Below are 24,151 nucleotides of genomic sequence, written 5' to 3'. Positions count from 1 at the left end.
GCCCCGCCGGGCCTTCACCCGTGGAGCACGCAATGGCGACCATTCCCTATAAGCCCGGCACGCCCGGGCCGCTGGCGCTCAGGCTGGTGGACGATTTCGGCATCCCGATCACCGCCGACCGCGCGCAGCTGCGCATCGGGACCGGCGATATCTGCCTGCCCCTCGATGCCGACGGGCCGGGGCCGGTCTTCGAGTTCGCGCTCAACGAGGTCGAGATCGCCCCGTCCTTCTATTCGGCTGAGGTCTATTTCGATCTCGACGACGGCGAAGGCTGGCAGTTGGCCAAGCGATTTTACCTGCACATCAAAAGGGGCTGCTGATGTCGTCATTCGATATCGACGTTGCCAACCGGGGCATTCCCGGCGCGACGACTTATGAGCGGGCACAGGCCCTGTTCGGGTTCACGGGCACCGAAGAGGAATACATGGCCTCCCTGCGCGGGGCCGATGCCGACACGACCGAGCTTCAGGCGGCGGTCACGTCGGCCTCTGGCAGTGCTGGCGCTGCGGCTGCTGACCGAGCTGCTATCGAGCCGCTGGCAGCACAGGTGGATGGGGACGCTCAGGCGGTCGAGACGTCACGCCAGCTGGTCGCGGCAGATCTGTCTTCGACGCAAAGCCTGGCGACTGCGGCTGGCACATCGGCTTCAGTGGCGGATCAGCGGGCGGGGGATGCTGAGACCGCGGCAGCCCAAGCGGGCGGCATCCTCACCCAAGCCACAACTGCCCGGGACGCGGCTTTCGTCAACGCCAACGTCTATGCAGATATCGCAACGGGCCGGGCGGCTGTCGCTGACCTCCAGCAGTTCCAAGTTGTGTCAGGCGACGAGATCATTCGCTATCGTCGGGACAGCGTCAGCACGCAGACGGAAATGGCGAGGTATCCAAGCGCCAGCGCGCTGAGCAAGTCGGTGGACGCGCTTTCTGAGCTGTCTTTCATGGCGCGCTCGGGTCAACCCATTGCGGGCGCCAACTTGGCGTCAGGAACTTACGTTCTCAACCAGCCTGCCTCCGCAGACGGGGAGGTATACCGGCTTGATATCTGGTCGTTGTCGGCGACAACCGTGTCGCTGCGCAGATTTACCCAAGCTAGCGGACAGATCGGTCCGTCGCTCGCAATCCCCCTCGCGGCGGGGTTCAACTCAATCAATATCGAACTCCCAATTGTCGCCGGTCAGTATCTTGGCATTTACACGCCCGGAAACTCCCTGTGCGCTACGGCAAGCACCACTGCGGACAATGTCGGTTATGTCCGCACACTGGCCGACACAACGGAGTTTCCGACATCAGGCGCCATCAATAGCAACCGCATTGAGGTTCGCTTTTATATCCGCAGGCGGATCGTCACAAAGGAGTCTTTCGAGCTTCTGGGCGCGGAAGTTCAGGCCTCTGTTGAAACCGTTGAAGCGGTTCGCGCGGCAATCGATGACTTCGCAGCACCCGTCTTGTCTGCCGTCGAAACTCGGGATGCCACCGCAGCCTATACCACCGGCAACTTTGGGGGGTGGGCAGGCGCCATGCTTCTTCCGGGTGTTTCGGACGGAACGGTTCTAACCGCCTTGGAATTGCAGGGCATCCGAGTTGCAGCCGGAGCCACTGTGCTAAGGCTCATGGTCTACTCGCGCCAGAACGGTGAAGTTGCTGCGCCCCCCGCGGGATGCGCTCTTGCTTTCACTCAGGACTATCAGGTTTCAGACCTTGAAATCACCGCAGGCGCCAGCGATTTCAAGAGCGCGACGTTCCGCTTTCCTGTGCCCTATATCAAAGGTTCCGGCAATCATCTTGCATGGCGCCTGGAAGCCCGCGATGCGGCAGACGCCAAGGTCAATATCGGCATGGGGTATCTTGTCGATGCCGCCGCGACCGCCAGTGAGCGTGGTTGGTATTACGCCAACCTGACTGCGCTCAATTATTCCGCACTGGCCGCCCCAAACAAGGTGGCCGGGGTTGTTTTCCGGGATCGTTATACGGTGCCTGGAGAAAAAGCCCTGCCGGTCGTCGCATCGGCAGAGGCCGACATCTCTGTCGCCGGAGGCAACATTGCCGTGACCGGATCCCTGTCCCGCGTCACGGGAGAGCAGGCCACGTTCAGCGGAACACTAACTCCCGTCCTTGCCGCAGCCGGGCAAGAGCGCATCGACCTTATCGTTCTTGATCGCGCCACGTCGGCCCTGTCCTTGGTTGCAGGTTCGCCCCGAACTGCCCAGCTGGATTCGCTGGAATGGCAAGGGCCTGTGCCATCAAATGCTCTGATGATCGGTCGTGCTCGCGTTGGCAGCGCGTCAATACAAGCCGTCTCAGTGGCCGATTGGCGGGGCGTGATACGGAAGGGTTCTGAGGCCGCGATGGCGGCGCATATTGAACGGAACCGATCTGTCCTGCGCAAGGTGGTCAGCAAGGCCGCGCGCGCGGGTGCTATCCGCTTGGGAGGCTACGGTGACAGCATAACCGCGCTCCAGTTCGGAGCGCCGGGCTTCGAAGCCAACGGCCAAGTCCGCGATAGGGCAACCGCTTCATATCTGACCCATTATCCTTCCGACACCAAAGCGGTTCTGCCGGTCTTTGACACAGGTGACGGCGCCGGGCAGGTTCACACGCGACTTGGCTGGAACTGGGACATCAAGATCGCTTTGGATGATATGGCGGGCGCCGATGTGGTGGCGTATTTTAACTATGGCATCGGCGGTACCAGCAGCCAGCCGACGGCAAACAACGGCCTGGACCCGGCCCGTATTGCCTTCCCCTTGGGCGATAACCTTGACCTGGTAGTTATCGCGTTCGGCATGAACGAACGCGGCCAGTCCTACACCTACGCCAATATCGTGGCGATGATCGGACAGTTCAAAGCCGCAGGCGTGGCCTGCGTCGTGATGGGGTGCCCGCGTCCTAACGCCAACCAGAGCCTTTCGGCGTGGCGGGTAACGAACAACGCCCTTGAGGCTGCAGCTATGGATGCTGGGGCTGCGTTCATTTCCACAGCAGCTATCGCAGATGACCAGACTATCGGGGGCATGGGAATTCCCGCTCAGGCATTGGCGTCGGCTAACACAATCAATAACGGTAACAATCACCCGGGCATCTATGAACTGCGCCGATACGGATTGGCCGCCGTGACCCAGCTGGGGTTGTGAGGCCTGACCGCCGCCTAATCAACCTACCGCCCGCCTCGGCGCGGGCCATCTGCTGCCGAGGTAATCATGCAGGCACCCGCATTTAGACGTAGGAGGGCACCGTAATGGACCCTCAAAGCGCCATCGATGACCTTGCCAGCGGCAGCATCGCGAAGGTCCTATCAACCGGCCTCGTCGCCCTGTTCCTCGTCTGCGTCGTGCTGTTCCGCCGCCTGAACCAGGTGCAGGACCAGCGGATCGAGGACATGCGCGAATACGGCGACCGTCTGCACAAGATGCAGGAGCAGGCCAACCTTGCCCTCGGGGCGCTGGTCGAGCCTGTCCGGGAAGCCGTGCGCGAGATGAGGGGGCGGCGATGATGCGCCTGATCCGACTGCTATGCGGCAAGAGCCGCCGATCTGCCCAGGTCGATGAGATGAAGCGGCGCCAGACAGCCGACTTCGACAATGGCCAGCGACAGGTCGTGGAAAAGCGGGTGGCGTTGGAGCGCCTCGTTGATCAGCTACAGAAGGACGCCACAGCATGGCACTGACTATCGGGATGATCGCGGCCATCAACGCGTTCGGCTATTTCGCCGTGATCTGGGCCTTCCGTGCCAGCTTCCGAGAGCTGCGGTCGGCAACCTGGTGGTTCGCCACCGGCTTCATGATCCTCGCCGGGGCCATCATCGCCCGCGGGCTATACTGGGACGTCTTCGTGCCCCTGCTGCGCCTCTGGGCGCCCGAGGCGGCTGCTTGGCTCTCTGAGCATGTCGGGCGCTACATGAACATCGTCTTCGGGCTGATGAAGATGTCGGCGTTCTACTGCGCGCTGCGCTGCCGTCAGATGCTGATCCCGGAGCATGAGCGGCACCACTGGCCGCTTTGGAAGGCATGGCTGCATCCGAGCGCGATCCGGCTGCTACCGTGGCGGTGATCTAGCGGCGGCTAAGCGGCAGTCACCAAGGCCACTCGTGACCTGAAACGGCGCCGCTTAGCCTGCGCCGAGCATAGCAGATGGCTCGGGTCTAGCCTCGAACAATCGATCGCTTATCGCCCCGCCATCGTGCGGGGCTTTTGCATTGGAGATACCCGTGACCGCAGAAAAGAAAGCCGTCATGAACGCCGTTCGTGCCCGTCAGGCGCGCTGCGCCGCACTGGGCTTCAACCCCGGCCCGATCGATGGGGCGGACGGCCCCCGCACCCAAGCGGCCTTCGCCGCCGCCACGGCGGCACAGCGGGCCAAGGGCCTGCCCTTCGAGCATCCGACCCGCCTGACACGCATCCACTGGCACTGGACCGCCGGGGGCTATGTCCCCAACTCGACGGACCTGCGCGCGTATCATGGCTTGATCCCGGGCGAGGGCCGCCCGCGTTGGCCTGTGGACCCCACTGCTTCGCGCAGCCACACCCTGAACGCCAACGGCGGCGCGATCGGCATCTCTATCTGCGCCATGACCGGCGCGCAGGAACGCCCGTTCGATCGGGGCCGCGCGCCGATCACCCCCTATCAGGTCTGCGAGCTCGTCCGCGAGACGGCCCGCATGTGCCGCGCCTATGACATTCCCGTCTCGCGCTGGTCGACACTGTCGCACGCCGAGATCCAGCCGACCCTTGGCGTCGTCCAGCGGTGGAAGTGGGACATCACCTGGCTGCCAGGCATGGAAGGCCCCGGCGATCCGATCACGGTCGGGGACCGCCTGCGCGACATGGTGCGCGCCGAACTGCTCAACCTCTGAACCTCAGGAGATACCGATGAACCGCACCACCCCCGCCCTGGCGGCTGTCGCCGCTGCGCTGATCATGGCGCCCGTCGCGGCCCTCGCCGCCAACAGCATGCCCGACCTGCTCGATCAGGGCATCTCGTGGCTGGCCGCCGCACTGGCCACCGCCGCCGCCTCGGCCATCGCCGCCACCGTGGCGAAGATCACCGGCGCCACACTCGACGCCAAGGCCCGCGCGACGATCGAGGTGGCGCTGCAGCGCGCCGCGCGGATCGGTCTGGAATGGCTTCTGGACGAGGCCTCGGATACGCCGTTGGGTCAGCGCCTCACGATCGCGGCGCAGACCATGTTGCCCTATGTCGACGAGGGCGCCGGGCACTCGCTGAAGCGCTTTGGCCTCGACGCAGCGCAGGCGGCCCGCCCGCACCTGCAGGACATGGCCCGGGCCGAGCTGATCAAGCAACTGGGCGAGGTCGCGCCGGACAAGCTGGCCGCCGCCCTGACCAGCGCCGTGACCGCATCGGCGCGCGTCAGCACCGCGCCCCGCCCGACCAAAAGCTGAGCGCAAAGCTCGTCGCGCCCCGTGCGCGGCGGGCGCCGTATTGCAACCGCGTTCCCTTTCCGTTCTTGTGACGGAAAGGGAATCACCATGCGAATCCACGAGCCCATCTTTCCAGAGGATCAGGCCCTCTTCATCATCTGGTGCGATCCGCCGCACGGCCCGCGCAGATCCATCGCCGCCGGCACCTTCGAGGCGGTCGACGCCGCATGGGCCGCGATACAGGGGCTGTACCCCCGCGACAGGCTGACATGGCAGCAAGGCGCCCGGGTCATGCGCGAGCGGCCCCCGCTGATGCCATAGGCATCCCCCGGTCCCGTTTCGGTGCGGATAAACCGTATCTCGCCCGTTCAGGATGGGCCGAAAGCAGGAACAAACGGGCGAGAGAGGGCGAACACCCCCGCCCGCACTGCCCTCCGAAGGCAGGGGCCAATCACCGATCGGACGCCGCGCCGCGCAGCTGCGTGACCGTCGCGGCCTTGCCGGTGACGTAATCCGACCAGGACTGCAGGACGGGCCGCCGGCGCTCCAGCAGGTCCGACCGGGCATAGCTGCGCTCAATCTGATTCCCGATCGCGTGGCCAAGCGACGTCTCTGCCACATCCCAGCTGATATCGTGATCCTGGCACCACGTCCGGAAGGTCGTGCGGAAGCCATGCGGCCGCCCGGCTTCGCGCAGGCCATTGAGCCTCTTGATCAGACCGGTCGATGTGGGCCGCTTGCCGGTATAGGTCGCGAACAGCATCCCCTCTGCATACTTGCTGGCCCGGCTGACCAGCGCCTGGGCAGCCGTCGAAAGCGGCACCCGGAAATCCTTGACCGATCCCTCGGACCCTTTCATCCGATCGGCGGGGACCGTCCAGACATCCCCCGCGATCTCGTCGCCCCGTGCCCCGGCGCAGGCCTCGGTTCGCATGGCCGTCAGGATCATGAACCGGAGACAGTCGGCGACCGCACCCTCGCCGAGCCGCGCATAGAGCGCCGGTATCTCCTGCCAAGGCGTCGACACGATCGGCGAGACCTGGTGCCTCACATCCCCCAAAATACGAAGAGCCGCGTCCGCCTCGAACGGATCGCAGTGATACCCCATCAGCTTGCCCTCGCGCAGGATCAACCGAATCCGTTGCTGGCACTTCGCCGCCGTCGGATGCTTCGTCCTCCAGATGGGGCGCAGGTTCTCCGCGATGTCGAAGCGGGTGATGTCGGAGACGCGCTTGCGCCCGATCACCGGGAAGACGTTCACCTTGAGCGGGCTGAGCCACCGGCCCCGCTCGCCCCCGCCCCGCAGGCTGTCCCGCTTCGCGATGAAGACGGTCTCGGTCAGTTCCTGGAACGTCGGGTCCGTCTTGTCCCGCGCTGCCACATCCGCGGCGCGCTGGGTGTTGCGGATGGTGATCGGGTCGCGCCCGGCGGCCAGCTCGGCCGCCCAGCTGTCCCGCACCTTCCGGGCCTCGGACAGCGTGACCGTCGGCCAGTTGCCCAAGCCCATCTCTCGGCGCTTGCCGAGGTGCGAATATCTGAAGACCCATTTCCCGACCGGCCCGGCTTTGATCAGCACGAGGCCGCCGCCGTCCTGCAGCTTCCCGTCAGGTGCTGCCTTGATCGCGACTGCGGTCAGCTTGCTCTTCACGCCAGTCCCCCATCTGGTCCCCCAATGGTCGACGCGCTGCCGGTCGACTCGGTGCGCCACCGTGCGACAACCGTCACCAATGGATCAGGGAAAACAGGGGCTTTGTCGAGACAAAGTGGACAGCATGCGCCGCAATGCGACAGCGGATAAGTGCGCTCTACCCGCACCATCCTTTCCGTTCCCGACCCATGTGAAAGGGCGCCGGATCGACCGGCGCCCTTCGGGATCTGGCAAGGGCCTGTCAGTCGACGCTGCGTTCCTGCAGCTGCAGGCCTGCGGGGGCTGGGGTCAGCTCGGTGACCGGGGCTGCGCTGCCGATGGGGCGGCCGGCCATGGCGGCGTCGAACTGCTCGCGGTCCAGCGCGCCCTGCCAGCGGCTGACCACGACGGTCGCCACGGCATTGCCGATGAAATTCGTGACCGACCGGCATTCCGACATGAAGCGGTCCACGCCCAGGATCAGCGCCATCCCGGCCACCGGCACGGTCGGCACAACCGACAGGGTCGCGGCCAAGGTGATGAACCCCGCGCCCGTCACACCCGCCGCGCCCTTGGACGACAGCATCGCCACCAGCAGCAGCAGCACCTGCTGTTGCAGCGTCAGGTCGGTGTTGGTGGCCTGCGCGATGAACAGCGCCGCCAGCGTCATGTAGATATTGGTGCCGTCCAGATTGAAGGAATAGCCGGTCGGCACGACCAGACCCACGACGGGACGGGCGCAACCGGCCTTTTCCATCTTTTCCATCAGCGAGGGCAGCGCCGATTCCGACGACGAGGTGCCCAGCACCAGCAGGATCTCGGCCTTGAGATAGGAAATCAGCCGAAAGATCGAAAACCCGTTCAGCATGCAGACCGTGCCCAGAATGACCACGATGAACAACGCCGAGGTCAGATAGAACGTCCCCACCAGCGCCGCCAGATTGACGACCGAGCCGATGCCGTATTTGCCGATCGTGAAGGCGAAGGCGCCGAAGGCACCGATGGGCGCGGCCTTCATCAGGATGTCGACGACGCGGAACATGGCGAAACTGGCGGCCTCGAACACGTTCAGGATCGGCTTGGCCTTGTCGCCCACAAGGATCATGCCGATGCCGAACAGGATCGCCACGAACAGAACCTGCAGGATGTTGCCCTCGACAAAGGCCGAGACCAGCGTGGTCGGGATGATGTCCATCACGAAGCCGGTCAGCGAGGTCTCGTGCGCCTTTTCGGTATAGGTGCTGATGGTGCTGGCATCCAGCGAGGCCGGGTCGATGTTCATGCCGCGTCCGGGCTGGATCACATTGGCCACGATCAGCCCGACGATCAGCGCCAGAGTCGAAAAGGTGAAGAAATAGGCAAACGCCTTGCCCACGACCGAGCCGACGCCGCGCAGCGTGCCCATACCGGCCAGTCCGGTGACGATGGTCAGAAAGATGACCGGCGCGATGATCATCTTGACCAGCTTGATGAAGCCGTCGCCAAGCGGCTTCAGCGCCTCGCCGGTCTGCGGGAAGAAATGCCCGATCAGCGCGCCGGTCACGATGGCGGCGATGACCTGAACATAAAGATGGGCATAAAAGGGCTTGGGGGCGGGCGCATCGGGATGTGCGGGGGCGGTGATCTGCATCGGGTCTCCTCCGACCTTAGATGTGGCAGTGATGTGACGGGCAAGTTATCCGCCTGCCCCGGATCGGCCCAATCCCATGCGCATGGCAGCAATGCATTGATTTCATGGCTTTCCGGGGGTGTTTCGCCGGGCCGATTGTGTGGTTTTCCGCACAAGAGGGCCGTGCTAGTGTGGAAACCGAAACAAGGGCTGCGGGGACCGGCATGGGCGGGACGACGGGCGATTCGCGCTGGCCTGTGGCACTGGTGCTGCTGGCGGCCCTGCTGGTGCCGCTGGCGACCTATCGTCTGACGCGCGAGGCCGCGCTGTCGCGGCTGGACGAGGCGGCGCAGATCGCCCTGACCAGCCGCGCCCTGACCTTGGACAGCATCCTTGACCGGCAGCGCGCGGTGGCGGCGGTGCTGGCCGTCGACCGGCAGGTGATCGACACGCTGCGCGCGGGTGGCCGCGATCCCGGCGATCAGGTCTCGGCCAAGATGGATCTGCTGCGGGCGGAAACGCAAAGCGATGTCATCTATCTGCTGGATGTGTCGGGGCGAGCGGTCGCGGCCTCGAACTGGGATCAGCCTGCCAGCTTTGTCGGGTACGACTACGGCTTTCGGCGCTATTTCCAGCAGGCGATGGCCGAGGGCACGGGTCAGGAATACGGGCTGGGCACGGTCAGCGGGCGCCCGGGCCTGTATCTGGCCCATGACGTGCGCGACGACGGGCGCGACGGCGACGCGCTGTGGGGCGTGGTCGTGGTCAAGGTCGAGTTCGACGCGCTGGAGGCCGCATGGGGCCGCGATCCGGCGGGCACGCATGTGCTGGACGCGGCGGGGCGGGTGCTGATCTCGGGGCGTCCGGCGCTGCGGTTCCAGCCCCTGCCGCCCGACAGCGGCACGCGGGCGATCAGCATGGCCCTGCGCGGCACCGACTGGCGGCTGGTCATGCGCAGCCCCACCGCGGGGGCGACGCGGCTGGCCGGGCTGGCGGCGGGCACGGCCCTGCTGGCGGTGCTGCTGGCGGGGATCGTGCTGGCGCTTTATCTGGCGCGGCGGCGCCGGGCGGCGCGGGTCGCGCGGGCCGATGCCGCCCATCGCGCCGATCTGGAACGCGCGGTCGGTGAACGCACCCGCGATCTGTCCGACGAGATGCGCACCCGCCGCGCCGCCGAACAGCGGCTGGTGCAGTTGCAGTCGGATCTGGTGCAGGCCAACAAGCTGGCCACCCTGGGTCAGGTGACCGCGGGCTTTGCGCATGAGGTGAACCAGCCGCTGGCCACGATCCGCCTGCTGGCCGAAAACGGGCGTCATCTGCTGGGCGACGGCCCGCTTTTGGTGCGCGAAAATCTGGACCGGATTATCGGCATGACCGATCGCATCGGGCAGATCACCCGCGAATTGCGCAGCTTTTCGCGCAAGGCGACCGGCACGGTGCAGGCGGTGTCGCTGCAAGAGGCGATCCAGGCGTCCCTGATGCTGACGGCCAGCCGCAGGCGGGCGGTGGCGATGGCCTTCGATCTGCCCGACCTGCCCCCCGGTCTGTGCGTGCGGGCCGAGGCGGTGCGGCTGGAACAGATTTTGGTGAACCTGTTGACCAACGCCCATGACGCGCAGGAAGGCCGCGCCGCGCCGCGCATCGCCATCGCCGTGGAGACGACGTCCGACAGCGTTGCCCTGACGATCCGCGACGATGGCCCCGGCCTGTCGCCCGGCATGGCCGCGCAGCTGTTCACGCCCTTTGCAACCGACAAGCCGCAGGGTCTGGGGCTGGGGCTGGTCATCTCGCGCGAGATCGCCCGCGATTTCGGAGGAGAGCTGGACGCCCTGCCCCCCGTGCCCGGTCGGGGCGCCGCGTTTCGCCTGACCTTGCCGAGGGCCGCATGACCCGCATCCGGCTGATCGACGACGATGACGACCTGCGTGGCGCCCTGTGTCAGACGCTGGCCATCGCCGGGTTGCAGGTCGAGGATTTCGCCGCTGCGGCCCCCGCTCTGATTGGGCTCGAGCGTGATTATCCCGGCGTGGTGCTGACCGATATCCGCATGCCTGGCATGGATGGGCTGCAGCTGATGCGGCATCTGCAAGGGGTGGACCCCGATCTGCCGGTGATCCTGCTGACCGGGCATGGCGACGTGCCGATGGCCGTCGATGCGCTGCGCGAGGGGGCCTATGATTTCCTGACCAAGCCGGTGGCCGCCGACCGGCTGCTGGCGGCGCTGAACCGGGCGCTGGCAGCCCGCGCACTGGTCATGGAAAACCGCCGCCTGCGCCGGACCCGGCAGGATGCGTCTCTGACCCATCCGCCGCTGCAGGGCGACAGCCCGGCCATGATCCATCTGCGCGACGCGCTGGAACGGGTGGCAGAGGCCGACAGCGATGCGCTGATCACCGGCCCCTCGGGTGCGGGGAAATCGCTGGTCGCACAGGCGATCCATAGGCTGGGGACGCGCCGGTCGCGCCCGATGGTGGTGCTGGATTGCGCATCAACCGGCGAGGCCGGGTTCGAGATCCTGCTGACCGGGCAAGAGGCGCAGCCTGGCCAGCGCCAGCCCCGCCGCCCCGGCCTGCTGGAAAAGGCCCATCGCGGCATCCTGTGTCTGGAACGCGCCACCGCCCTGCCTCCGCATCATCAGGCCCGCCTGCTGGCGCTGGTCGAGGCCGGGGAATACTGGCCCGCCGGCGCTGCGGCCCCGCGCCCGCTGGATCTGCAGATCCTTGCCACCGCCGATGACGGGAACGGGAACGGGGACGGCACGGGCACGGGGTTGCAACAGGGCCTCTCCTTCCGGCTGTCGCGGGCGGTGCTGCGGGTGCCGCCGCTGTCGGACCGCCGGGGCGATGTCCCGGCGCTGTTTCGCCATTTCCTGCAACAGGCGGCGGACCGGCTGGCGCGGCAGGTGCCGCCGCTGACCGATCTGGTGATGGCGCGTCTGGCCGCCCATGACTGGCCCGGCAATCTGCGCGAATTGCAGGCCTTTGCCGAAAACCACGTTCTGGGAATCGCCCCCCGCACCCTGCCCCGGCCCGGCGCCGACCACCCCGCCCTGCCCGATCTGGTCGCCGCCTACGAGGCCGCGCTGATCCGCGAGGCTTTGCGCGCGTGTCAGGGCCATGCCACCGGGGCGATGGCGCTGCTGGGCCTGCCGCGCAAGACGTTTTACGACAAGCTGACCCGCCACGGCATCCGGCCCGGCGATTTCCGCGGCCCCCCTGCGCGCGGCTAGGGGTCGGCTCTGGCGGACGCCTCTAACGGTCGGTGGTGTTCACCGGATAGGCGGTGCCCTGGCGCACCGCCTCCATCGCGAATTGGGCGGTGACATTGCGGATCGGGACCGCATCGGTCAGCGCCGTATAGAACCGGTCATAGGCCGCCATGTCGGGCACCGCCACGCGCAACAGATAATCGACATCGCCCGCCATGCGCCACGCCTCGATCACCTCGGGCAAGGCGGCCAGCGCGCGGGCAAAGGTCGCGCGCCAGTCGCTGCCGTGATCTGGCGCGGCGATGCCCACAAAGACCGTCAGCCCAAAGCCCAGCTTGACCGGATCGGCCAAGGCCACCCGGCGCAGGATGACACCCGAGGCCTCCAGCCGTTGAATGCGTTTCCAGCAGGGGGTTTGCGACAGGCCCACCTTGTCGGCGATCCGGGCGATGGGGGTGGTCGCATCCGCCATCAGCGCCGCGACGATCTTGCGGTCGATCAGGTCCAAGCCGTGCGGGGTCTGGGTCTGGGTCTGGGTCTGGGGAAGATGTCTGTCCACTGGGGTCATCGGGCGATTCCTTTCATCGCCGTCAGGATGCCAGAATAGAATATAATGTCTAGCGTGATTGTCGTTATTAGAGCGGCAGGCCGGTCAGGCCTGCGCGGAGCGCCGCTCAGCTTTCGGTCGTGGTCAGGCCCAGTTCGGACATCAGGTCCGGTCCCAGCACATAGATCTCGGCTGGCGGGGTGCGCAGGGCATAGGTCATCAGCCGCAGATCGACGCCCATCTGGACCAGATAATCCATCACCCCGGCCTGCGCCCGCTGCAGGTCGCTGACCGCCATGAACGCAGGCAGGATCGTGTTTTGCCCGAAATAATGCTGATGCACCCCGACGACGCCGCCGTTCGCCACGGCCCGCCCGACGCCGCCCGCCAGCATATAGGGGCAGGCCGACATGCAGACCGCACCATCCTGAACGGTCGTGTCATAGCCCGCCGCCCGGATCGTGCGCCCGATCGCCAGCGCATCCGAGACAGAGCCGCCGGAACTGTCCAGCGCCACCGCCGTCACCTCGGGGCGGGTGCGTTCCAGCCATTCGGCAAAGCGGTCGGCATCGCCCGGCGCGATCTGCCCCGACATCTGCAGCGTGCCGTCGGCCGCGTCGAATTCCAGCGCCTCGGGCATCGGGCGCATCGCGGGGCCGCCCGGCCGCGCGGGGTCCGAGGGGCGCAGGTCGGGGCGATAGGGGCGCACGCTCGGCCCCTCGGCGGGGGGCGCGTAAAGACCGGGCGCGGCATTGCCCGGCGCGCGCATCAGATCCAGCCCGACGATGCCGAAACCCATGATCACCTGCGCGACCAGCACCGCCCGGATCGCCTTGCCGGGGGTCGAGAACAGCCCCATCCTAGACCCCGCCCCGCAGATCGTCAGGCGGCGGCGGATAGCCCCGGTCGGTTCGGGACGGGCCCGCGCCCTCGTGCTGGCGCAGAATCTCGGACGCGGCCAGGGCGGCGCGCAATTCGCCCACCGTCATGCGGTCGTCGCTGTGCCCCTCGCCCCGGCCCGACCGGATCGCGGCCTGCACGACCATGATGATAAAGACCAGCACGGCGGGCAGAAGATCGATCGAGATCGCCCCCGCCCAGGCAGGAATGAAATTGCCCGCATAGGCGATCACCGCATCCGCCGCCGACATCGGCTTGTAAAGCGCATCGTCGGGTTCGGGCAGGGCCATCACCTCGGCTGCGGCGGTGGTCAGGGTCTGGGCGCGTTGGGCGACAAGGCTCAGGACCGATTCGATGGTGCTGGACTGGCCTGCGCGGGTGGCGGCGGTCGATCCGTCCAGCTCGGGCAGCACCACCGCATCGGCCAGATCCTGCGCCGCCCGTCCGACCAGCGGCGCGGGGTTCAGCTGACGCAGTTGGGTGATCAGGCCCGCCAGTTCGACCGCGTCTTCCGAAAAGCTGACGGTGCGGTCCGACAGCGGCCCGGGCGCGACCGAGGTGCCGCGCATGCGCGACAGGATGGTGTTGCCTTGGGCAAAGGTCTGTTCGACGGGCGCGAGGGTCAGGACAAGCTGTTCCTCCAGCGCCTGCAATTCGGCGCTTTTCTGGGTCAGAACGCGGAAGACCGCGCCGCGCCCGGAAAAACCCGACAGGGTGCCCCCGGCTTCTTGTTCGGACAGATCCTGAAAGCTTTGGCGCACCCGCGCCACGTCGCGCGACAGCGATTGCCCCGCCACCGCATTGGCATGGGCGCGTTCCAGCGAGGTCTGGTAATGCTGCACGGTGGTGGCCATGTGCGTCTCGACCGCCGCCCCCCCGGCCAGCGCCGCGGCGTTCAGCCAGGACGACATCGCGATGATCGCCACCGATCCAAGCGCCATGGTCAGCATCAGCCCCACGCGCGATGCCGCGCTGCGCACCGCAGGCAACAGCCGCAGCAGATAGGACCAGAAGACGAAGATCCCCACCGACACCGCGATCGCATAGGCCAGTGCGGCAAAGGTCGTCCACAGCCCCGGATCGTCCAGAAGCGTGCGCACCCCCAGATAGGTATAGATGCCGGACGCCGCCGACAGCACCCCGAGCGCGGTCGAGGTAAAGCTGTCCAGCCAGTCCAGATGCCGTTCCAGTTCCCGCGCATAGCGGTCGCCCGCGCGGTCGGGGCCGGGGTTCACGCTTGCATCGGCACCATAGGGCCGCGCCGGGACGGGGCCGGTCTGCGCCGGGTGGATCTCCGCCGCGCTGGCATCCATGTTGCGGCTGTCGGCGGGATGGGTATCGGCGGGGCGGGTATCGGGCAAGGGAGGCTGGGCCATGCGGTCTCCGGACAAGCGAGGGTGCTGGCATCAGATAAGCCAAAACCGCCCGATATCTCAGCCCCCCGCGCGACGGCTTGCGGTCACGCTTTCGGCATGGTCGGGCATCGGCGTCAGCGCAGATCCTCGGGGATGCGGAAGATGCTGTTATCAAGGACGATCCTGTCATTGCCGCAATGCGCGTTTTCCAGCCGCACCCGGTCCAGCACCCGGATCGCGCCGCGTCCCATCTGCACGATGCCCGCATCGCGCAATTGCGCCAGCGTCTTGTTCACCGTCTGGCGCGAACATCCGGCAAAACCCGCCAGCTCGGTCTGGCTCAGCTGAACATCGGGCGCCTCGATCGAGGTCATGGACAGCAGGTGAATGCGAATCCGATCCTCGGCGCCATAGAACATCGCCAGCGATTGCAGGCGGTTGTCGCGCGTCAGGCGGTCGTGAAAGATGTCGGCGATATTGCGCAGCAACAGGTCCGGGGCCAGATGGCGCAACAACAGCGCCGCATCGACGATCAGCACCGTCGTGTTGGCCATCGTGGTGCAGGTCGCCGCGCAGGTCCGCCCGGAAAACTGTTCGACCTCGCCCATCGCCTCGCCCGGACCGGCCAGATGCGCCAGCACCCGGTTGCCGTTCACATCGATGAAGCTGACCTCGATCCGGCCTTTCAGGATCAGATACACGCCATCCGCCGGCTCTCCCTGTCGCAGAACCTCGCGCGGGCGGGGCAGGTTCAGGACGCGCCCTTCGGCCAGCAACGCCTGCATCTGCCCCCGCTCCATGCCTGCGATCAGCGTCGGGTTTACTGCGGTCAACACCGACAGCCAATCCGATGCCTCGGGGCATTTTTTGCGAAAATGGATGTCGGAAGAGGTGGGATGCATAACGGCGACGCCCGGCTGCTTTGGTCTGCAGCCAGCATAGCACGATCACAGGATCGTCACAAAGTTTTTACCCGGCTATCCAACAAGGCGGAACAGGGCCGCCGGCGGCGGGTCGAAGGCGTTTTCGTTAGGAAACAGAACACTTTTTAAAAAGCCTCGACCCGCCCGTTCGTTTTAAGCCGGATCAAATTGCGACAATGTCACGCAGGCGACAGTAAAAGGGACTTGTGCAGAATTTTTCCATGATCGCAGCTCTTGCCCGTTTTCAAGGCACATGGAACATACCGACAAGGAGGATCTGCGATGCATGAACGGATCGATCTGCCGCACCTGGTGGCGCGGTTGACGGAGATGACACAGGGCCGGGCGCGGCGGATGGTGGCGCTGGCCGGTCCGCCGGGCGCGGGCAAAAGCCATGTGACGGATGCCTTGCTGGATCAGCTGCCGGGCGCGGCCCTGCTGCCGATGGACGGCTATCATCTGGATGACGGGCTGTTGGCCGCGCGGGGCGAGCTGTCCCGCAAGGGCGCGCCGCAGACCTTCGATCTGGACGGGTTCGCCGTCATGCTGGACCGGCTGGCGCGCGATGACGGGCGCGACGTGCTGGTCCCCGTCTTCGACCGCGATCTGGAAATCAGCCGCGCCGCCGCGCGCGCCATCCCCGCACAGGCCAGGCTGATTCTGGTCGAGGGGAATTACCTGCTGCTGGATCGCCCCGGCTGGCGCGATCTGGCGGGCCATTTCGCGCTGACGGTGATGCTGGACGTGCCCCGCGCGGTGCTGGAGGCGCGGCTGACCGCCCGCTGGCGCGCCCTGCCCGCCGATGAGGCCCGCGCCAGGCTGCAGGGCAACGATCTGCCCAATCTGGACCTGGTGCTGACGGAAAGCCGTGCCGCCGACCTGATCCTGCCGAACGGCTAGCCCGATGGGCTGGCCGCGCGGCGCCTGCGCGCGATCTCAAACGCAAGCGCCCCGATCACGGTGGCCACGATGATGATCAGGGCCAGCGCATTGACCGCAGGGGTCAGGCCGGTGCGGACTTTGGTGGCGATGAACACGGTCAGCGGCGTCTCGAACCCGCGCACGAACAGGGTGGTGTTGTAATTCTCGATCGATTGCAGCACCGCCAGCCCAGCTGAGGCCAGCAGCGCGGGCCGCAGGAACGGCAGCAGCACCCGGCGGAACACCATCACGCGAGAGGCGCCAAGGCCCAACGCGGCCTCTTCCTGCGTGCGGTCGAACCGTTGCAGGCGGGCCATGACCATCAGCATCACATAGCTGATGATAAAGGTCGATTGCGCCAGCACGATCAGGAACACCCCGCCACCGACACCCAGCTGCCGCCACAGGATCAGCGTCGAGATTCCGATCACCACCCCCGGCGTCAGCAAGGGCGACACCATCAGCGCATAGGCCACCCCGCGCGCGCGGGCATGCAGCGAGGTCAGGACCAGCGCGGCCGCCGTGCCCACCGGCACCACGATCACCACCACCGCGACCGCGATCAGCACCGATGTCCACAGCGATTGCCACATCGCCGCGTCCGCCCACATGGCGCGGAACCATTCCAGCGTCGTGCCCTGCCACGGGATCACGGTGGGAAAGCGGCTTTCGTTGAAAGCCGCCGCCCCCATGATGATCATCGGCAGAAACAGATACAGCACGAAGACCGCCAGATAGAGGACGAACATCGCCCGGAAAATACGCTCTGCCGTCATTTCGCCACATCCGTCAGATTGACCCGGGCCAGCTTCAGCGTGGCCAGCACGACGGCCAGACACAGGACCAGCAGCACCAGCGCATAGGCCGCGCCCCGGTTCCAGTCGCCGCCCTCGAAGAACCAGTTATAGATGATCTCGGTGAACCAGCGGCTGCCGGGACTGCCCAGCAGCGCGGGCGCGACATAAGATCCCGCCGCCAGCATGAAGGTAAAGACGAAACCCGTCGCGATCCCGGCTTTCGCATGGGGAATGACCACCCGCGTGTGGATCCGCCATGTCGAGGCGCCAAGGTCGCGCGCCGCCTCGACCTGGGCTTTTTCCAGCGATTCGATGGCGTTGTAGATTGGGAACAGCATGAACAGGATATAGGCATAGACCATCGCCGCCAGCACGCCGCCATCGCCCTGCCAGCGGATCGGGGCGCCGATCAGGCCGATATCCATCAGCACGCTGTTCAGCGGCCCGCGATAGGCCAGAATGATGAACCAGGCCAGCGTGCGCAGCACCTCGTTGATGAAAAACGGGATGATGATCAGCAGCATCGCCACCGCCGCCTGCCCCGTGGTCGCCCGCTGCGCCAGCCAGAAGGCGATGGGATAGCAGACAAGAAAGGTCACCCCGGCCACCAGCCCGCTGGCGCAGATGGTCTTGAAAAAGATCGACCGATGCGTCGGCTCGCCCGCCAGATACAGGATATTGGCCAGCGACCAGCCGTCGTCCGGCCCGCCGATGGCCGAGGGCGGCAGGTTCGGGCGCAGCGCGTAATCGATCATCATCAGGTTCGGCGCCAGCACCATCCCCGCCAGCCACAGCCCGACCAGCGCAAGGAAGATAGTCGAAAGCCCCGGTCCGAAACGGTTTTTCAGATCACCCATCGCCCAGCACCACCGCATGGGCGGGATCAAAGCTGAAGCCCGCCCGGCTGCCCGGCTCGGGCGCATCCGCCAATCGCGTGCTGGGAACCGAGGCGGCCAGCGCCTCGCCCCCCTCGAACCGGCCATGGACCAGCGCGAAAGACCCCTCGAAATCGACGCGGTCGATATCGGCGCTGATCTGATTGGGTCCGGTGCCCTGGGGCATCAGCGCCTCGGGGCGGATATAGATGGTGCCCTGCGCACCGGGTTGAGCGCCCTGCCCCGCGCGACCTGTCAGCGGGCCAAGCCCGGTCTCGATCTGCGCATGGCCGTTCTGCACCGAGGCGATGCGGCCCGACAGGGCGTTCGTCTCGCCCACGAAGCGGGCCACAAAAGGCGTGGCGGGGTTGTCATACAGCTCGCGCGGGGTGGCCACCTGTTGCAGCAGCCCCGCCGACATGACGGCGACGCGGTCCGACATGGCCAAAGCCTCGGACTGGTCATGGGTGATATAGATGAAGGTGACGCCGGTGCGTTTCTGCAGGGCGCGCAGTTCGGCCCGCATATGCTGGCGCAGCTTCAGATCCAGCGCCGACAGCGGCTCGTCCAGCAGCAGAACGCCCGGTTCGACCGCGAGGGCGCGGGCGATGGCCACGCGCTGGCGCTGACCGCCCGACAATTCGCCCGGCATCCGGTCGCCATACCCCTCCAGCGCGATCAGGCGCAGCAGATCATCGGCCTTGGCATGGCGTTCGGCGCGGCTGACGCCCCGCGCCTCCAGTCCGAAGGCGATGTTGTCGCGCACCGACATCAGCGGAAACAGCGCCAGCGACTGAAAGATCATCGCGGTCGGGCGCTGATTGGGGCCAAGCCCCTTCATGTCGCGATCGCCGATCAGCACGCTGCCCTCGGTCGGTTCGATAAAGCCCGCGATCATGCGCAGGATCGTCGTCTTGCCACAGCCCGACGGCCCGAGGATCGAAAAGAATTCACCTGCCGCGACCGTAAAGGTCACGTCGCTGACGGCGCGGGTGGTGCCGAAGGTCATGCCGATCCCGGCCAGTTCCACGGAATGGGACATCGTCTCTCCTGCAAAGGGGGCGCCTGTTCGGGCGCCCCGCCAAGTCATCAGGCCGACAGGAAGCGGTCCTGATATTCATTGCGCTTGGTGATATACCAGCTTTCCTGAATCGGCCACCACCAAAGCTTTTCAAGGGCATCGCCGGGATAGGCGGCGGCAAAGAACGCCTTGGCCTCGTCCGAGGTCAGCTGGTCGGACCCCACGGCGGTCGAGTTGATCTTGGTCGCGTTGGTATACATCGCGCCCGCTTCCGGGGTCAGAAACCAGTTGATGAATTCATAGGCACCATCGAGATTTTCGGCACCCGTGGGGATGGACAGCCCCTCCATCCAGGCCAGCGCGCCTTCCTTGGGCGCGACAAAACCAACCGGCAGACCTTCGGCGGCCAGTGCGGCGGCGGTCGAATCCCAGGTCTGACCGACCGTCGCGCCGTTCACGCGGAAGGCACCCTGCGCCTCGTTCTCGTTGTTCCAGAACTGGATGATCGCGGCCTTGCGGGCCACGGCCTCGGCCAGAATCGCGTCGAACACCTCGGACTGTGCCTCGGGCGAGGTAAAGGCGTCCAGCAGCGGGCGGGGCAGCTTGCCTTCGGCCTCCATCCACAGGCCCAACCCGATCAGCGAGGAATGGCCGCGCACGGTCGCCTGCGCGCCTTCGGCCCAGATGTCGCCATAGGACGCGGTGCCGTATTCCAGCGGGTTCTGTTCGGTGTCAAAGGCCACCGCCTCGGTGCCCCAGTCCGTCGGCACCTGATAGCGCGCGCCATCCACGACGGCGCCCAGATTGACCGAGTTTTCCCATGCGCTTGGCAGGACGCGGGCGACCTCGATCCGGGCCTCGTCCAAAGGCTGGATCAGGCCGAATTCGACATAATTCGGCACCCGGTCCACGGTCGGCCAGATCAGATCGAATCCCGCCCCATTGTTGGCGCGCAGCTGGTTCAGCAGCTCGTCATTGGTGCCATAGGGGGTGAAATTGGGGGTGATGCCGGTCGCCTCGGCAAAGGCGCCCAGAATCTCGTCATTCAGATAGCCGGACCAGGCAAAGATGTTCACCGTGCCCGCACCCTGCGCCATCGCGCGCCGCGCCAGAAAGGGCGAGGCCAGCGTCACGCCTGCAGTGGCCGCAGCCCCGCGCAACAGCCCGCGTCGGTCGATCCGTGTCATCGAAAGATCCTCCTTGTTCATGTCATCTGCCGTCACCCGTTAAACGCTTGGCATGTCAACGACATGACGGCGCCTGCGGGCTGACTTGCGGCGAAGACTAGACCGCGCGGACCGCTTCGCAAAGCATCTTTCTGGCGGCATGCCCGGACGCCACGCGGCGGGGATGCGGCGGGGCGGCATGCGAAAAGGGCCGCCCCGACGGGACGGCCCTTTCCCCGGGCAGACTGCCCGATTGTTCAGCGCGCGGTTTCGCGCAGCACCTCGCCCTCGGGATCCAGTTCCAGCGTGACGGTTTCGCCGTGCGGATTGGTGGCGTCCAGCATGACGCGCGGACCGTCCTGACGCAGCAGGCCAAAGGCGGAATAGCCCGCCCCGGTCAGGCTTTCGTTGACGGCCACGGTGTCGAATTGCGGCGCGGGTGCCGGCATGTCGCCACGGGGGCCTTCCGCACGGGGACCGCCGTCACGGGGACCATCACCACGGGGACCACGATCGTGATCGCCGCGTTCATGGCGCGGGCCACGGCCTTCGCGACCGCCCCGCTCTCCGTCGCGGGCAAAACGCAGGACATTGCCCGCCTCGTCGAACTGGGCGCGCATATCCTCGCCCTGCGCATCCTCGCCCTTGACCTCGAAGCGGCCGTATTCCGCCTTGATCTCCTCGATCATGCCGAACTGGGCGATGATCTCGTTGCTGCGCACGGCCTGCGGCAGGATCGCGTCGATCATCGGCTGCGGCATGGCCATGTCGTCGGTCTCGATCTCGATCAGGCTGTTATCGGGGCCGAACTTGACCTCGACCTCGGCGCCCGTCTCGTTGCGACCCTTGATTTCCAGATGGCGGGGATGGGTCTTGATCTCTTCAAAGCTGGCAAACATCGCCATGGCCGGATGGTCGCGCAGCTCGGACGGCAGGGCCGCGTCCACCACGGATGCGGGCAGCATGCCGTCATCGGCCTCGACCTTGATCAGATTGTCGGCCATGTCGTATTCGGCCTCGATCTCGGTGCCGTCGGGCAGATAGCCCTCGTATTTGCGCTGGCCGTCGCGCTTGGTCTCAAAGCTGATGCGGCTGAGGTCCAGCCCCTGCAGCAGCGCAGGCAGCGTCACGCCCTCGGTCTGGGGGGCGGTCTGGGCCAAGACAGGTGCCGCGCCCGCAACAACGGCGATCAGCGCGGCGGTCGAGGCAAGATGCTTGATGGTCATGTGAGTAACTCCTTTAGAACTTCTGGCTGGGCCATCGATGGTGGCCCGCGACGAATCACATCTAACCCAGGGCGCCCGAACGAAACGCCAATGCGGCATTTGGTTTTCATTGGGGTGCGTTTCGCCATAATGACCCCATGACACGCCGCCCCCCCCTTGCTGTCCTGATGATCCCGCTGCTGGCCGTTCTGGCCGTCCCGGCGGGTGGCCAGCCCGTGCCGCCCGATCCCGTGCCCGCGGACGCGGTCGACCCTTGGGCGACCAGCTTTCGCCCCATGCCCTTCCACCAGATCGCCGAGGCGGTCACAGCCCGCTATGCCGGTCGCCTGCTGGCGGCCGAGACAAAGCCACCGACCCCCGGCGAACGCGCGATGGGGGCCCAGCTGGTCTATGAATTCCGCCTGCTGACGCCGCAGCGCAACCGCCTGAACATCCGCGTCGATGCGCAGAACGGCCGCTTTCTGGAGGTCGCGGGACGCGGCCAGCTGCAGGCGCGTCGCGGCGCCGAACCGCAACCGCCCGGCACCGCGTTGCCCCGCCAGACCCCCTAGGACAAAGACCCCATGCGCGCGCTGATAGTCGAAGACGACCCCCTGCTGGCCGACCAGCTGTCTCAGGCCATGACCCAGGCCGGTTTCGTGACCGACCGGGCCTCGGACGGGACGCAAGGCGAATTTCTGGGCGCCACCGAAAGCTATGACGTGGCGATCCTTGATCTGGGCCTGCCCGGCCTGCCCGGCATCGAGGTGCTGACCCGCTGGCGCGATCAGGGCATCGCCATGCCGGTGCTGATCCTGACGGCGCGCGGCGACTGGACCGACAAGGTGGCGGGCTTTCGGGCGGGCGCCGACGACTACGCCGTCAAGCCGTTCCGTCTGGACGAGGTCGTCCTGCGCGCCCAGACCCTGATCCGGCGCGCGGCGGGCCATGCGCGCCCGATGATCGCGGCGGGGCGGCTGCAGCTGGATGGCCAGCTGGGGGTGATCACCCGCGACGGCATTGCGCTGAAGCTGACGGCATTCGAGGCACGCATCCTGACCTATCTGATCCATCATCAGGACCGCGTGGTCAGCCGGACCGAGCTGTCCGACCATCTGTACGAGGCCGAGACCGACCGCGATTTCAAATCCATCGAGGTCGTCATCGGCCGCCTGCGCCGCAAGGTCGGCGACGGCGTGATCGAGACGCGGCGCGGCGAGGGTTACGTTCTGAGGGTCGCGTGACGCGCTCTATCCGGGGGCGCCTGCTGCTGCTGGCGGCGGTCTGGCTGTCGGCGGCGCTGCTGGCGGCGTTCCTGCTGATCTCGGCCCTGCTCGAGGACTTCGTGACCGACCGTTTCGATGCAGAGACGCTGGCCATCGCCGACAGCCTGATCGGTCAGCTGGAGGTCGATGACGACGATGCCCGGATCGAGCTGGACGACACGCCGCTGGATGTTCGCTTCAGCCTGCCCTTGTCGGGCTGGTACTGGCAGGTGACGGCGGATGGGGCGGCAGTGGCACGGTCGGATTCGCTGCTGGACGGGCAGCTGTCGGGGCCTGCCGGCGATCTGACCGGAACGATGGGCCGCGACACCGACGGGGCAGGCCTGCGGGTGCTGCGGCGCGAGCTGACCATTCCCGACAGCGATGCGCGCCTTGCCGTCACCGTGACGGCACCATTATCCGAGATCGAGGCCAGTCTGGCCCAAATCATCCGTCCGCTGGCCGTGGCGCTGGCGGTTCTGGGGCTGGGTCTGGCCGTGGCCAGCCTGGTGCAGGTGACCATCGGGCTGCGCAGTCTGGACCGGCTGCGCGCCGATCTGGCCCATGTGCGGGCGGGCGGCGCCGACCGGCTGGCGCGCCCCGACGTCACCGAATTGCGCCCCCTGACGGATGAGATCAACGCCGCACTGGACCAGAACGCCACGCTGCTGGCCCGGTCCCGCCAGCATCTGGGCAATCTGGCCCATTCGCTGAAGACACCCCTGTCGGCCCTGTCGAACGAACTGCCCGCCGATCACGCCGGTCAGGCGCTGATCACCCGCATGGACCGGCTGATCGGCTGGCATCTGCGCCGTGCCCGTCAGGCGGGTCCGCGCCTTCTGGGCAGCCGAACCCCCGTGGCGCCGGTGATCGACGACATCCTGCTGGTCCTGCGCTGGCCCCTGTCCGACAAGGGCATGCGGACCGAGGTCACCTGCCCCCCGGACGCGGCCTTTCCCGGCGAACGTCAGGATCTGGAAGAGATGATCGGCAACCTGTCCGAAAACGCCGTGAAATGGGGCCGCTCGCGTGTGGCGGTCACCGTGACCCCCTCGCCCGGTCATCTGGTCCTGCGGATCGAGGATGACGGGCCGGGGCTGGACGAAACACAGGCCCCCCGCGCGCTGATCCGCGGCGCGCGTCTGGACGAGCTGGGGCCCCCCGGTGCCGGGCTGGGGCTGGCCATCGTCGCCGATCTGGCGGCCCTGCATGGCGGCGAATTGCGTCTGGAACGGTCGGATCTGGGCGGTCTGGCGGCGGTGCTGGATCTGCCTGCCTGAAATTTCCGCAAAGCCTGCCGGCAGATATTTTACCATTTGATAAAAAACCGGACCTGTGCCAGCCTGAAAAGACCAACAG

General features: G+C 66.6%; 25 protein-coding genes. 14 read left to right on the top strand and 11 right to left on the bottom strand.

Annotation, left to right across the window (positions count from 1 at the left end; translation table 11 throughout):
- The first annotated feature begins 32 nt into the window (after positions 1-32).
- From EG885_RS02505 to EG885_RS02475, 8 genes are all read left to right on the top strand, one after another.
- On the top strand, positions 33-320 hold the full coding sequence (locus EG885_RS02505; RefSeq protein ID WP_131572898.1) for a hypothetical protein: 288 nt from the start codon (positions 33-35) through the stop codon (positions 318-320).
- Positions 320-3,130 carry an SGNH/GDSL hydrolase family protein gene (locus EG885_RS02500; RefSeq protein ID WP_131572897.1) on the top strand — a complete coding sequence of 937 codons (2,811 nt, stop codon included), beginning with the start codon at positions 320-322 and terminating at the stop codon, positions 3,128-3,130. Before EG885_RS02505 ends, EG885_RS02500 begins: the two co-directional genes overlap by 1 nt.
- A gap of 104 nt (positions 3,131-3,234) precedes the next feature.
- The gene (locus tag EG885_RS02495; protein WP_131572896.1) at positions 3,235-3,489 is read left to right on the top strand and encodes a hypothetical protein; all 255 of its coding nucleotides are present in this window, start codon (positions 3,235-3,237) and stop codon (positions 3,487-3,489) included.
- Positions 3,486-3,662: a hypothetical protein gene (locus tag EG885_RS22605; RefSeq protein ID WP_165571011.1), complete on the top strand. Its 177-nt coding sequence runs from the start codon at positions 3,486-3,488 to the stop codon at positions 3,660-3,662. Before EG885_RS02495 ends, EG885_RS22605 begins: the two co-directional genes overlap by 4 nt.
- A complete protein-coding gene (locus tag EG885_RS02490; RefSeq protein ID WP_131572895.1) occupies positions 3,653-4,045 on the top strand; it encodes a hypothetical protein in 393 nt (130 codons plus the stop codon). Before EG885_RS22605 ends, EG885_RS02490 begins: the two co-directional genes overlap by 10 nt.
- 181 nt (positions 4,046-4,226) lie before the next feature.
- A complete protein-coding gene (locus EG885_RS02485; RefSeq protein ID WP_131572894.1) occupies positions 4,227-4,847 on the top strand; it encodes an N-acetylmuramoyl-L-alanine amidase in 621 nt (206 codons plus the stop codon).
- A gap of 16 nt (positions 4,848-4,863) precedes the next feature.
- Positions 4,864-5,394, top strand: a complete 531-nt coding sequence (locus EG885_RS02480) for a hypothetical protein (RefSeq protein ID WP_131572893.1) — start codon at positions 4,864-4,866, stop codon at positions 5,392-5,394.
- 87 nt (positions 5,395-5,481) lie between these two features.
- Complete coding sequence (locus EG885_RS02475; protein ID WP_131572892.1) at positions 5,482-5,694, top strand: hypothetical protein; 213 nt, start codon at positions 5,482-5,484, stop codon at positions 5,692-5,694.
- Between the two features lie 130 nt (positions 5,695-5,824).
- On the opposite strand, the gene EG885_RS02470 is transcribed toward EG885_RS02475, so the two are convergent.
- Both EG885_RS02470 and EG885_RS02465 read right to left on the bottom strand, forming a co-directional pair.
- On the bottom strand, positions 5,825-7,021 hold the full coding sequence (locus EG885_RS02470; protein ID WP_131572891.1) for a tyrosine-type recombinase/integrase: 1,197 nt from the start codon (positions 7,019-7,021) through the stop codon (positions 5,825-5,827).
- A 241-nt stretch (positions 7,022-7,262) separates the two neighbouring features.
- Entirely contained in the window at positions 7,263-8,630 is a 1,368-nt protein-coding gene (locus EG885_RS02465) for a dicarboxylate/amino acid:cation symporter (RefSeq protein WP_131572890.1), read from the bottom strand.
- Between the two features lie 203 nt (positions 8,631-8,833).
- Here EG885_RS02465 and EG885_RS02460 point away from each other — a divergent pair, with 203 nt between their 5' ends.
- Together EG885_RS02460 and EG885_RS02455 are read left to right on the top strand one after the other, a co-directional pair.
- Positions 8,834-10,498 (top strand): sensor histidine kinase, encoded by a 1,665-nt coding sequence (locus tag EG885_RS02460; RefSeq protein WP_131572889.1) that lies wholly within the window; start codon positions 8,834-8,836, stop codon positions 10,496-10,498.
- Positions 10,495-11,838, top strand: coding sequence for a sigma-54-dependent transcriptional regulator (locus tag EG885_RS02455; protein WP_131572888.1), 1,344 nt, complete (start codon positions 10,495-10,497; stop codon positions 11,836-11,838). Before EG885_RS02460 ends, EG885_RS02455 begins: the two co-directional genes overlap by 4 nt.
- Positions 11,839-11,860: 22 nt before the next feature.
- Here EG885_RS02455 and EG885_RS02450 read toward each other — a convergent pair whose 3' ends face one another.
- From EG885_RS02450 to EG885_RS02435, 4 genes are all read right to left on the bottom strand, one after another.
- Entirely contained in the window at positions 11,861-12,385 is a 525-nt protein-coding gene (locus tag EG885_RS02450) for an Lrp/AsnC family transcriptional regulator (protein ID WP_131572887.1), read from the bottom strand.
- Between the two features lie 106 nt (positions 12,386-12,491).
- Entirely contained in the window at positions 12,492-13,223 is a 732-nt protein-coding gene (locus EG885_RS02445; RefSeq protein WP_131572886.1) for a COG3904 family protein, read from the bottom strand.
- 1 nt (position 13,224) lies between these two features.
- Entirely contained in the window at positions 13,225-14,577 is a 1,353-nt protein-coding gene (locus EG885_RS02440) for a hypothetical protein (protein WP_379107191.1), read from the bottom strand.
- Between the two features lie 176 nt (positions 14,578-14,753).
- Positions 14,754-15,452: a Crp/Fnr family transcriptional regulator gene (locus EG885_RS02435; RefSeq protein WP_207392182.1), complete on the bottom strand. Its 699-nt coding sequence runs from the start codon at positions 15,450-15,452 to the stop codon at positions 14,754-14,756.
- Between the two features lie 372 nt (positions 15,453-15,824).
- Here EG885_RS02435 and EG885_RS02430 point away from each other — a divergent pair, with 372 nt between their 5' ends.
- On the top strand, positions 15,825-16,442 hold the full coding sequence (locus EG885_RS02430; RefSeq protein WP_131572884.1) for a nucleoside/nucleotide kinase family protein: 618 nt from the start codon (positions 15,825-15,827) through the stop codon (positions 16,440-16,442).
- On the opposite strand, the gene EG885_RS02425 is transcribed toward EG885_RS02430, so the two are convergent.
- The 5 genes from EG885_RS02425 to EG885_RS02405 form a co-directional block, all read right to left on the bottom strand.
- Complete coding sequence (locus EG885_RS02425; protein WP_131572883.1) at positions 16,439-17,239, bottom strand: ABC transporter permease; 801 nt, start codon at positions 17,237-17,239, stop codon at positions 16,439-16,441. The two genes, EG885_RS02430 and EG885_RS02425, sit on opposite strands and share 4 nt — an antisense overlap.
- Positions 17,236-18,117, bottom strand: a complete 882-nt coding sequence (locus tag EG885_RS02420; RefSeq protein ID WP_131572882.1) for an ABC transporter permease — start codon at positions 18,115-18,117, stop codon at positions 17,236-17,238. Before EG885_RS02420 ends, EG885_RS02425 begins: the two co-directional genes overlap by 4 nt.
- Positions 18,110-19,177: an ABC transporter ATP-binding protein gene (locus tag EG885_RS02415; RefSeq protein WP_131572881.1), complete on the bottom strand. Its 1,068-nt coding sequence runs from the start codon at positions 19,175-19,177 to the stop codon at positions 18,110-18,112. The genes EG885_RS02420 and EG885_RS02415 overlap by 8 nt, the downstream gene beginning before the upstream one ends.
- Before the next feature lie 47 nt (positions 19,178-19,224).
- Positions 19,225-20,343 (bottom strand): extracellular solute-binding protein, encoded by a 1,119-nt coding sequence (locus tag EG885_RS02410; RefSeq protein ID WP_131572880.1) that lies wholly within the window; start codon positions 20,341-20,343, stop codon positions 19,225-19,227.
- Positions 20,344-20,579: 236 nt separating this feature from the next.
- Complete coding sequence (locus EG885_RS02405; RefSeq protein ID WP_131572879.1) at positions 20,580-21,548, bottom strand: hypothetical protein; 969 nt, start codon at positions 21,546-21,548, stop codon at positions 20,580-20,582.
- 137 nt (positions 21,549-21,685) lie between these two features.
- On the opposite strand from EG885_RS02405, the gene EG885_RS02400 reads away from it, so the two are divergent.
- From EG885_RS02400 to EG885_RS02390, 3 genes are read left to right on the top strand one after another with little or no spacing between them, the layout of a single operon-like run.
- The gene (locus EG885_RS02400; protein WP_131572878.1) at positions 21,686-22,099 is read left to right on the top strand and encodes a PepSY domain-containing protein; all 414 of its coding nucleotides are present in this window, start codon (positions 21,686-21,688) and stop codon (positions 22,097-22,099) included.
- Between the two features lie 12 nt (positions 22,100-22,111).
- Positions 22,112-22,771, top strand: coding sequence for a response regulator transcription factor (locus tag EG885_RS02395; protein WP_131572877.1), 660 nt, complete (start codon positions 22,112-22,114; stop codon positions 22,769-22,771).
- Complete coding sequence (locus EG885_RS02390) at positions 22,768-24,072, top strand: sensor histidine kinase (RefSeq protein ID WP_131572876.1); 1,305 nt, start codon at positions 22,768-22,770, stop codon at positions 24,070-24,072. Before EG885_RS02395 ends, EG885_RS02390 begins: the two co-directional genes overlap by 4 nt.
- Positions 24,073-24,151: the final 79 nt, after the last annotated feature.

The organism is Paracoccus nototheniae (genome assembly GCF_004335005.1).
GTDB classification, from domain to species: domain Bacteria; phylum Pseudomonadota; class Alphaproteobacteria; order Rhodobacterales; family Rhodobacteraceae; genus Paracoccus; species Paracoccus nototheniae.
This window is presented reverse-complemented; position numbering and strand designations above follow the sequence as displayed.

What these genes read in the sequence shown, in the direction of transcription:
- EG885_RS02410 (WP_131572880.1), bottom strand. Translation starts at nt 20,343, where the DNA reads ATGACACGGATCGACCGACGCGGGCTGTTGCGCGGGGCTGCGGCCACT.
- EG885_RS02425 (WP_131572883.1), bottom strand. Translation starts at nt 17,239, where the DNA reads ATGACGGCAGAGCGTATTTTCCGGGCGATGTTCGTCCTCTATCTGGCG.
- EG885_RS02405 (WP_131572879.1), bottom strand. Translation starts at nt 21,548, where the DNA reads ATGACCATCAAGCATCTTGCCTCGACCGCCGCGCTGATCGCCGTTGTT.
- EG885_RS02475 (WP_131572892.1), top strand. Translation starts at nt 5,482, where the DNA reads ATGCGAATCCACGAGCCCATCTTTCCAGAGGATCAGGCCCTCTTCATC.
- EG885_RS02450 (WP_131572887.1), bottom strand. Translation starts at nt 12,385, where the DNA reads ATGACCCCAGTGGACAGACATCTTCCCCAGACCCAGACCCAGACCCAG.
- EG885_RS02485 (WP_131572894.1), top strand. Translation starts at nt 4,227, where the DNA reads ATGAACGCCGTTCGTGCCCGTCAGGCGCGCTGCGCCGCACTGGGCTTC.
- EG885_RS02430 (WP_131572884.1), top strand. Translation starts at nt 15,825, where the DNA reads ATGCATGAACGGATCGATCTGCCGCACCTGGTGGCGCGGTTGACGGAG.
- EG885_RS02505 (WP_131572898.1), top strand. Translation starts at nt 33, where the DNA reads ATGGCGACCATTCCCTATAAGCCCGGCACGCCCGGGCCGCTGGCGCTC.
- EG885_RS02420 (WP_131572882.1), bottom strand. Translation starts at nt 18,117, where the DNA reads ATGGGTGATCTGAAAAACCGTTTCGGACCGGGGCTTTCGACTATCTTC.
- EG885_RS02395 (WP_131572877.1), top strand. Translation starts at nt 22,112, where the DNA reads ATGCGCGCGCTGATAGTCGAAGACGACCCCCTGCTGGCCGACCAGCTG.
- EG885_RS02500 (WP_131572897.1), top strand. Translation starts at nt 320, where the DNA reads ATGTCGTCATTCGATATCGACGTTGCCAACCGGGGCATTCCCGGCGCG.
- EG885_RS02465 (WP_131572890.1), bottom strand. Translation starts at nt 8,630, where the DNA reads ATGCAGATCACCGCCCCCGCACATCCCGATGCGCCCGCCCCCAAGCCC.
- EG885_RS02445 (WP_131572886.1), bottom strand. Translation starts at nt 13,223, where the DNA reads ATGGGGCTGTTCTCGACCCCCGGCAAGGCGATCCGGGCGGTGCTGGTC.
- EG885_RS02415 (WP_131572881.1), bottom strand. Translation starts at nt 19,177, where the DNA reads ATGTCCCATTCCGTGGAACTGGCCGGGATCGGCATGACCTTCGGCACC.
- EG885_RS02495 (WP_131572896.1), top strand. Translation starts at nt 3,235, where the DNA reads ATGGACCCTCAAAGCGCCATCGATGACCTTGCCAGCGGCAGCATCGCG.
- EG885_RS02480 (WP_131572893.1), top strand. Translation starts at nt 4,864, where the DNA reads ATGAACCGCACCACCCCCGCCCTGGCGGCTGTCGCCGCTGCGCTGATC.
- EG885_RS02455 (WP_131572888.1), top strand. Translation starts at nt 10,495, where the DNA reads ATGACCCGCATCCGGCTGATCGACGACGATGACGACCTGCGTGGCGCC.
- EG885_RS22605 (WP_165571011.1), top strand. Translation starts at nt 3,486, where the DNA reads ATGATGCGCCTGATCCGACTGCTATGCGGCAAGAGCCGCCGATCTGCC.
- EG885_RS02440 (WP_379107191.1), bottom strand. Translation starts at nt 14,577, where the DNA reads ATGGATGCCAGCGCGGCGGAGATCCACCCGGCGCAGACCGGCCCCGTC.
- EG885_RS02460 (WP_131572889.1), top strand. Translation starts at nt 8,834, where the DNA reads ATGGGCGGGACGACGGGCGATTCGCGCTGGCCTGTGGCACTGGTGCTG.
- EG885_RS02400 (WP_131572878.1), top strand. Translation starts at nt 21,686, where the DNA reads ATGACACGCCGCCCCCCCCTTGCTGTCCTGATGATCCCGCTGCTGGCC.
- EG885_RS02490 (WP_131572895.1), top strand. Translation starts at nt 3,653, where the DNA reads ATGGCACTGACTATCGGGATGATCGCGGCCATCAACGCGTTCGGCTAT.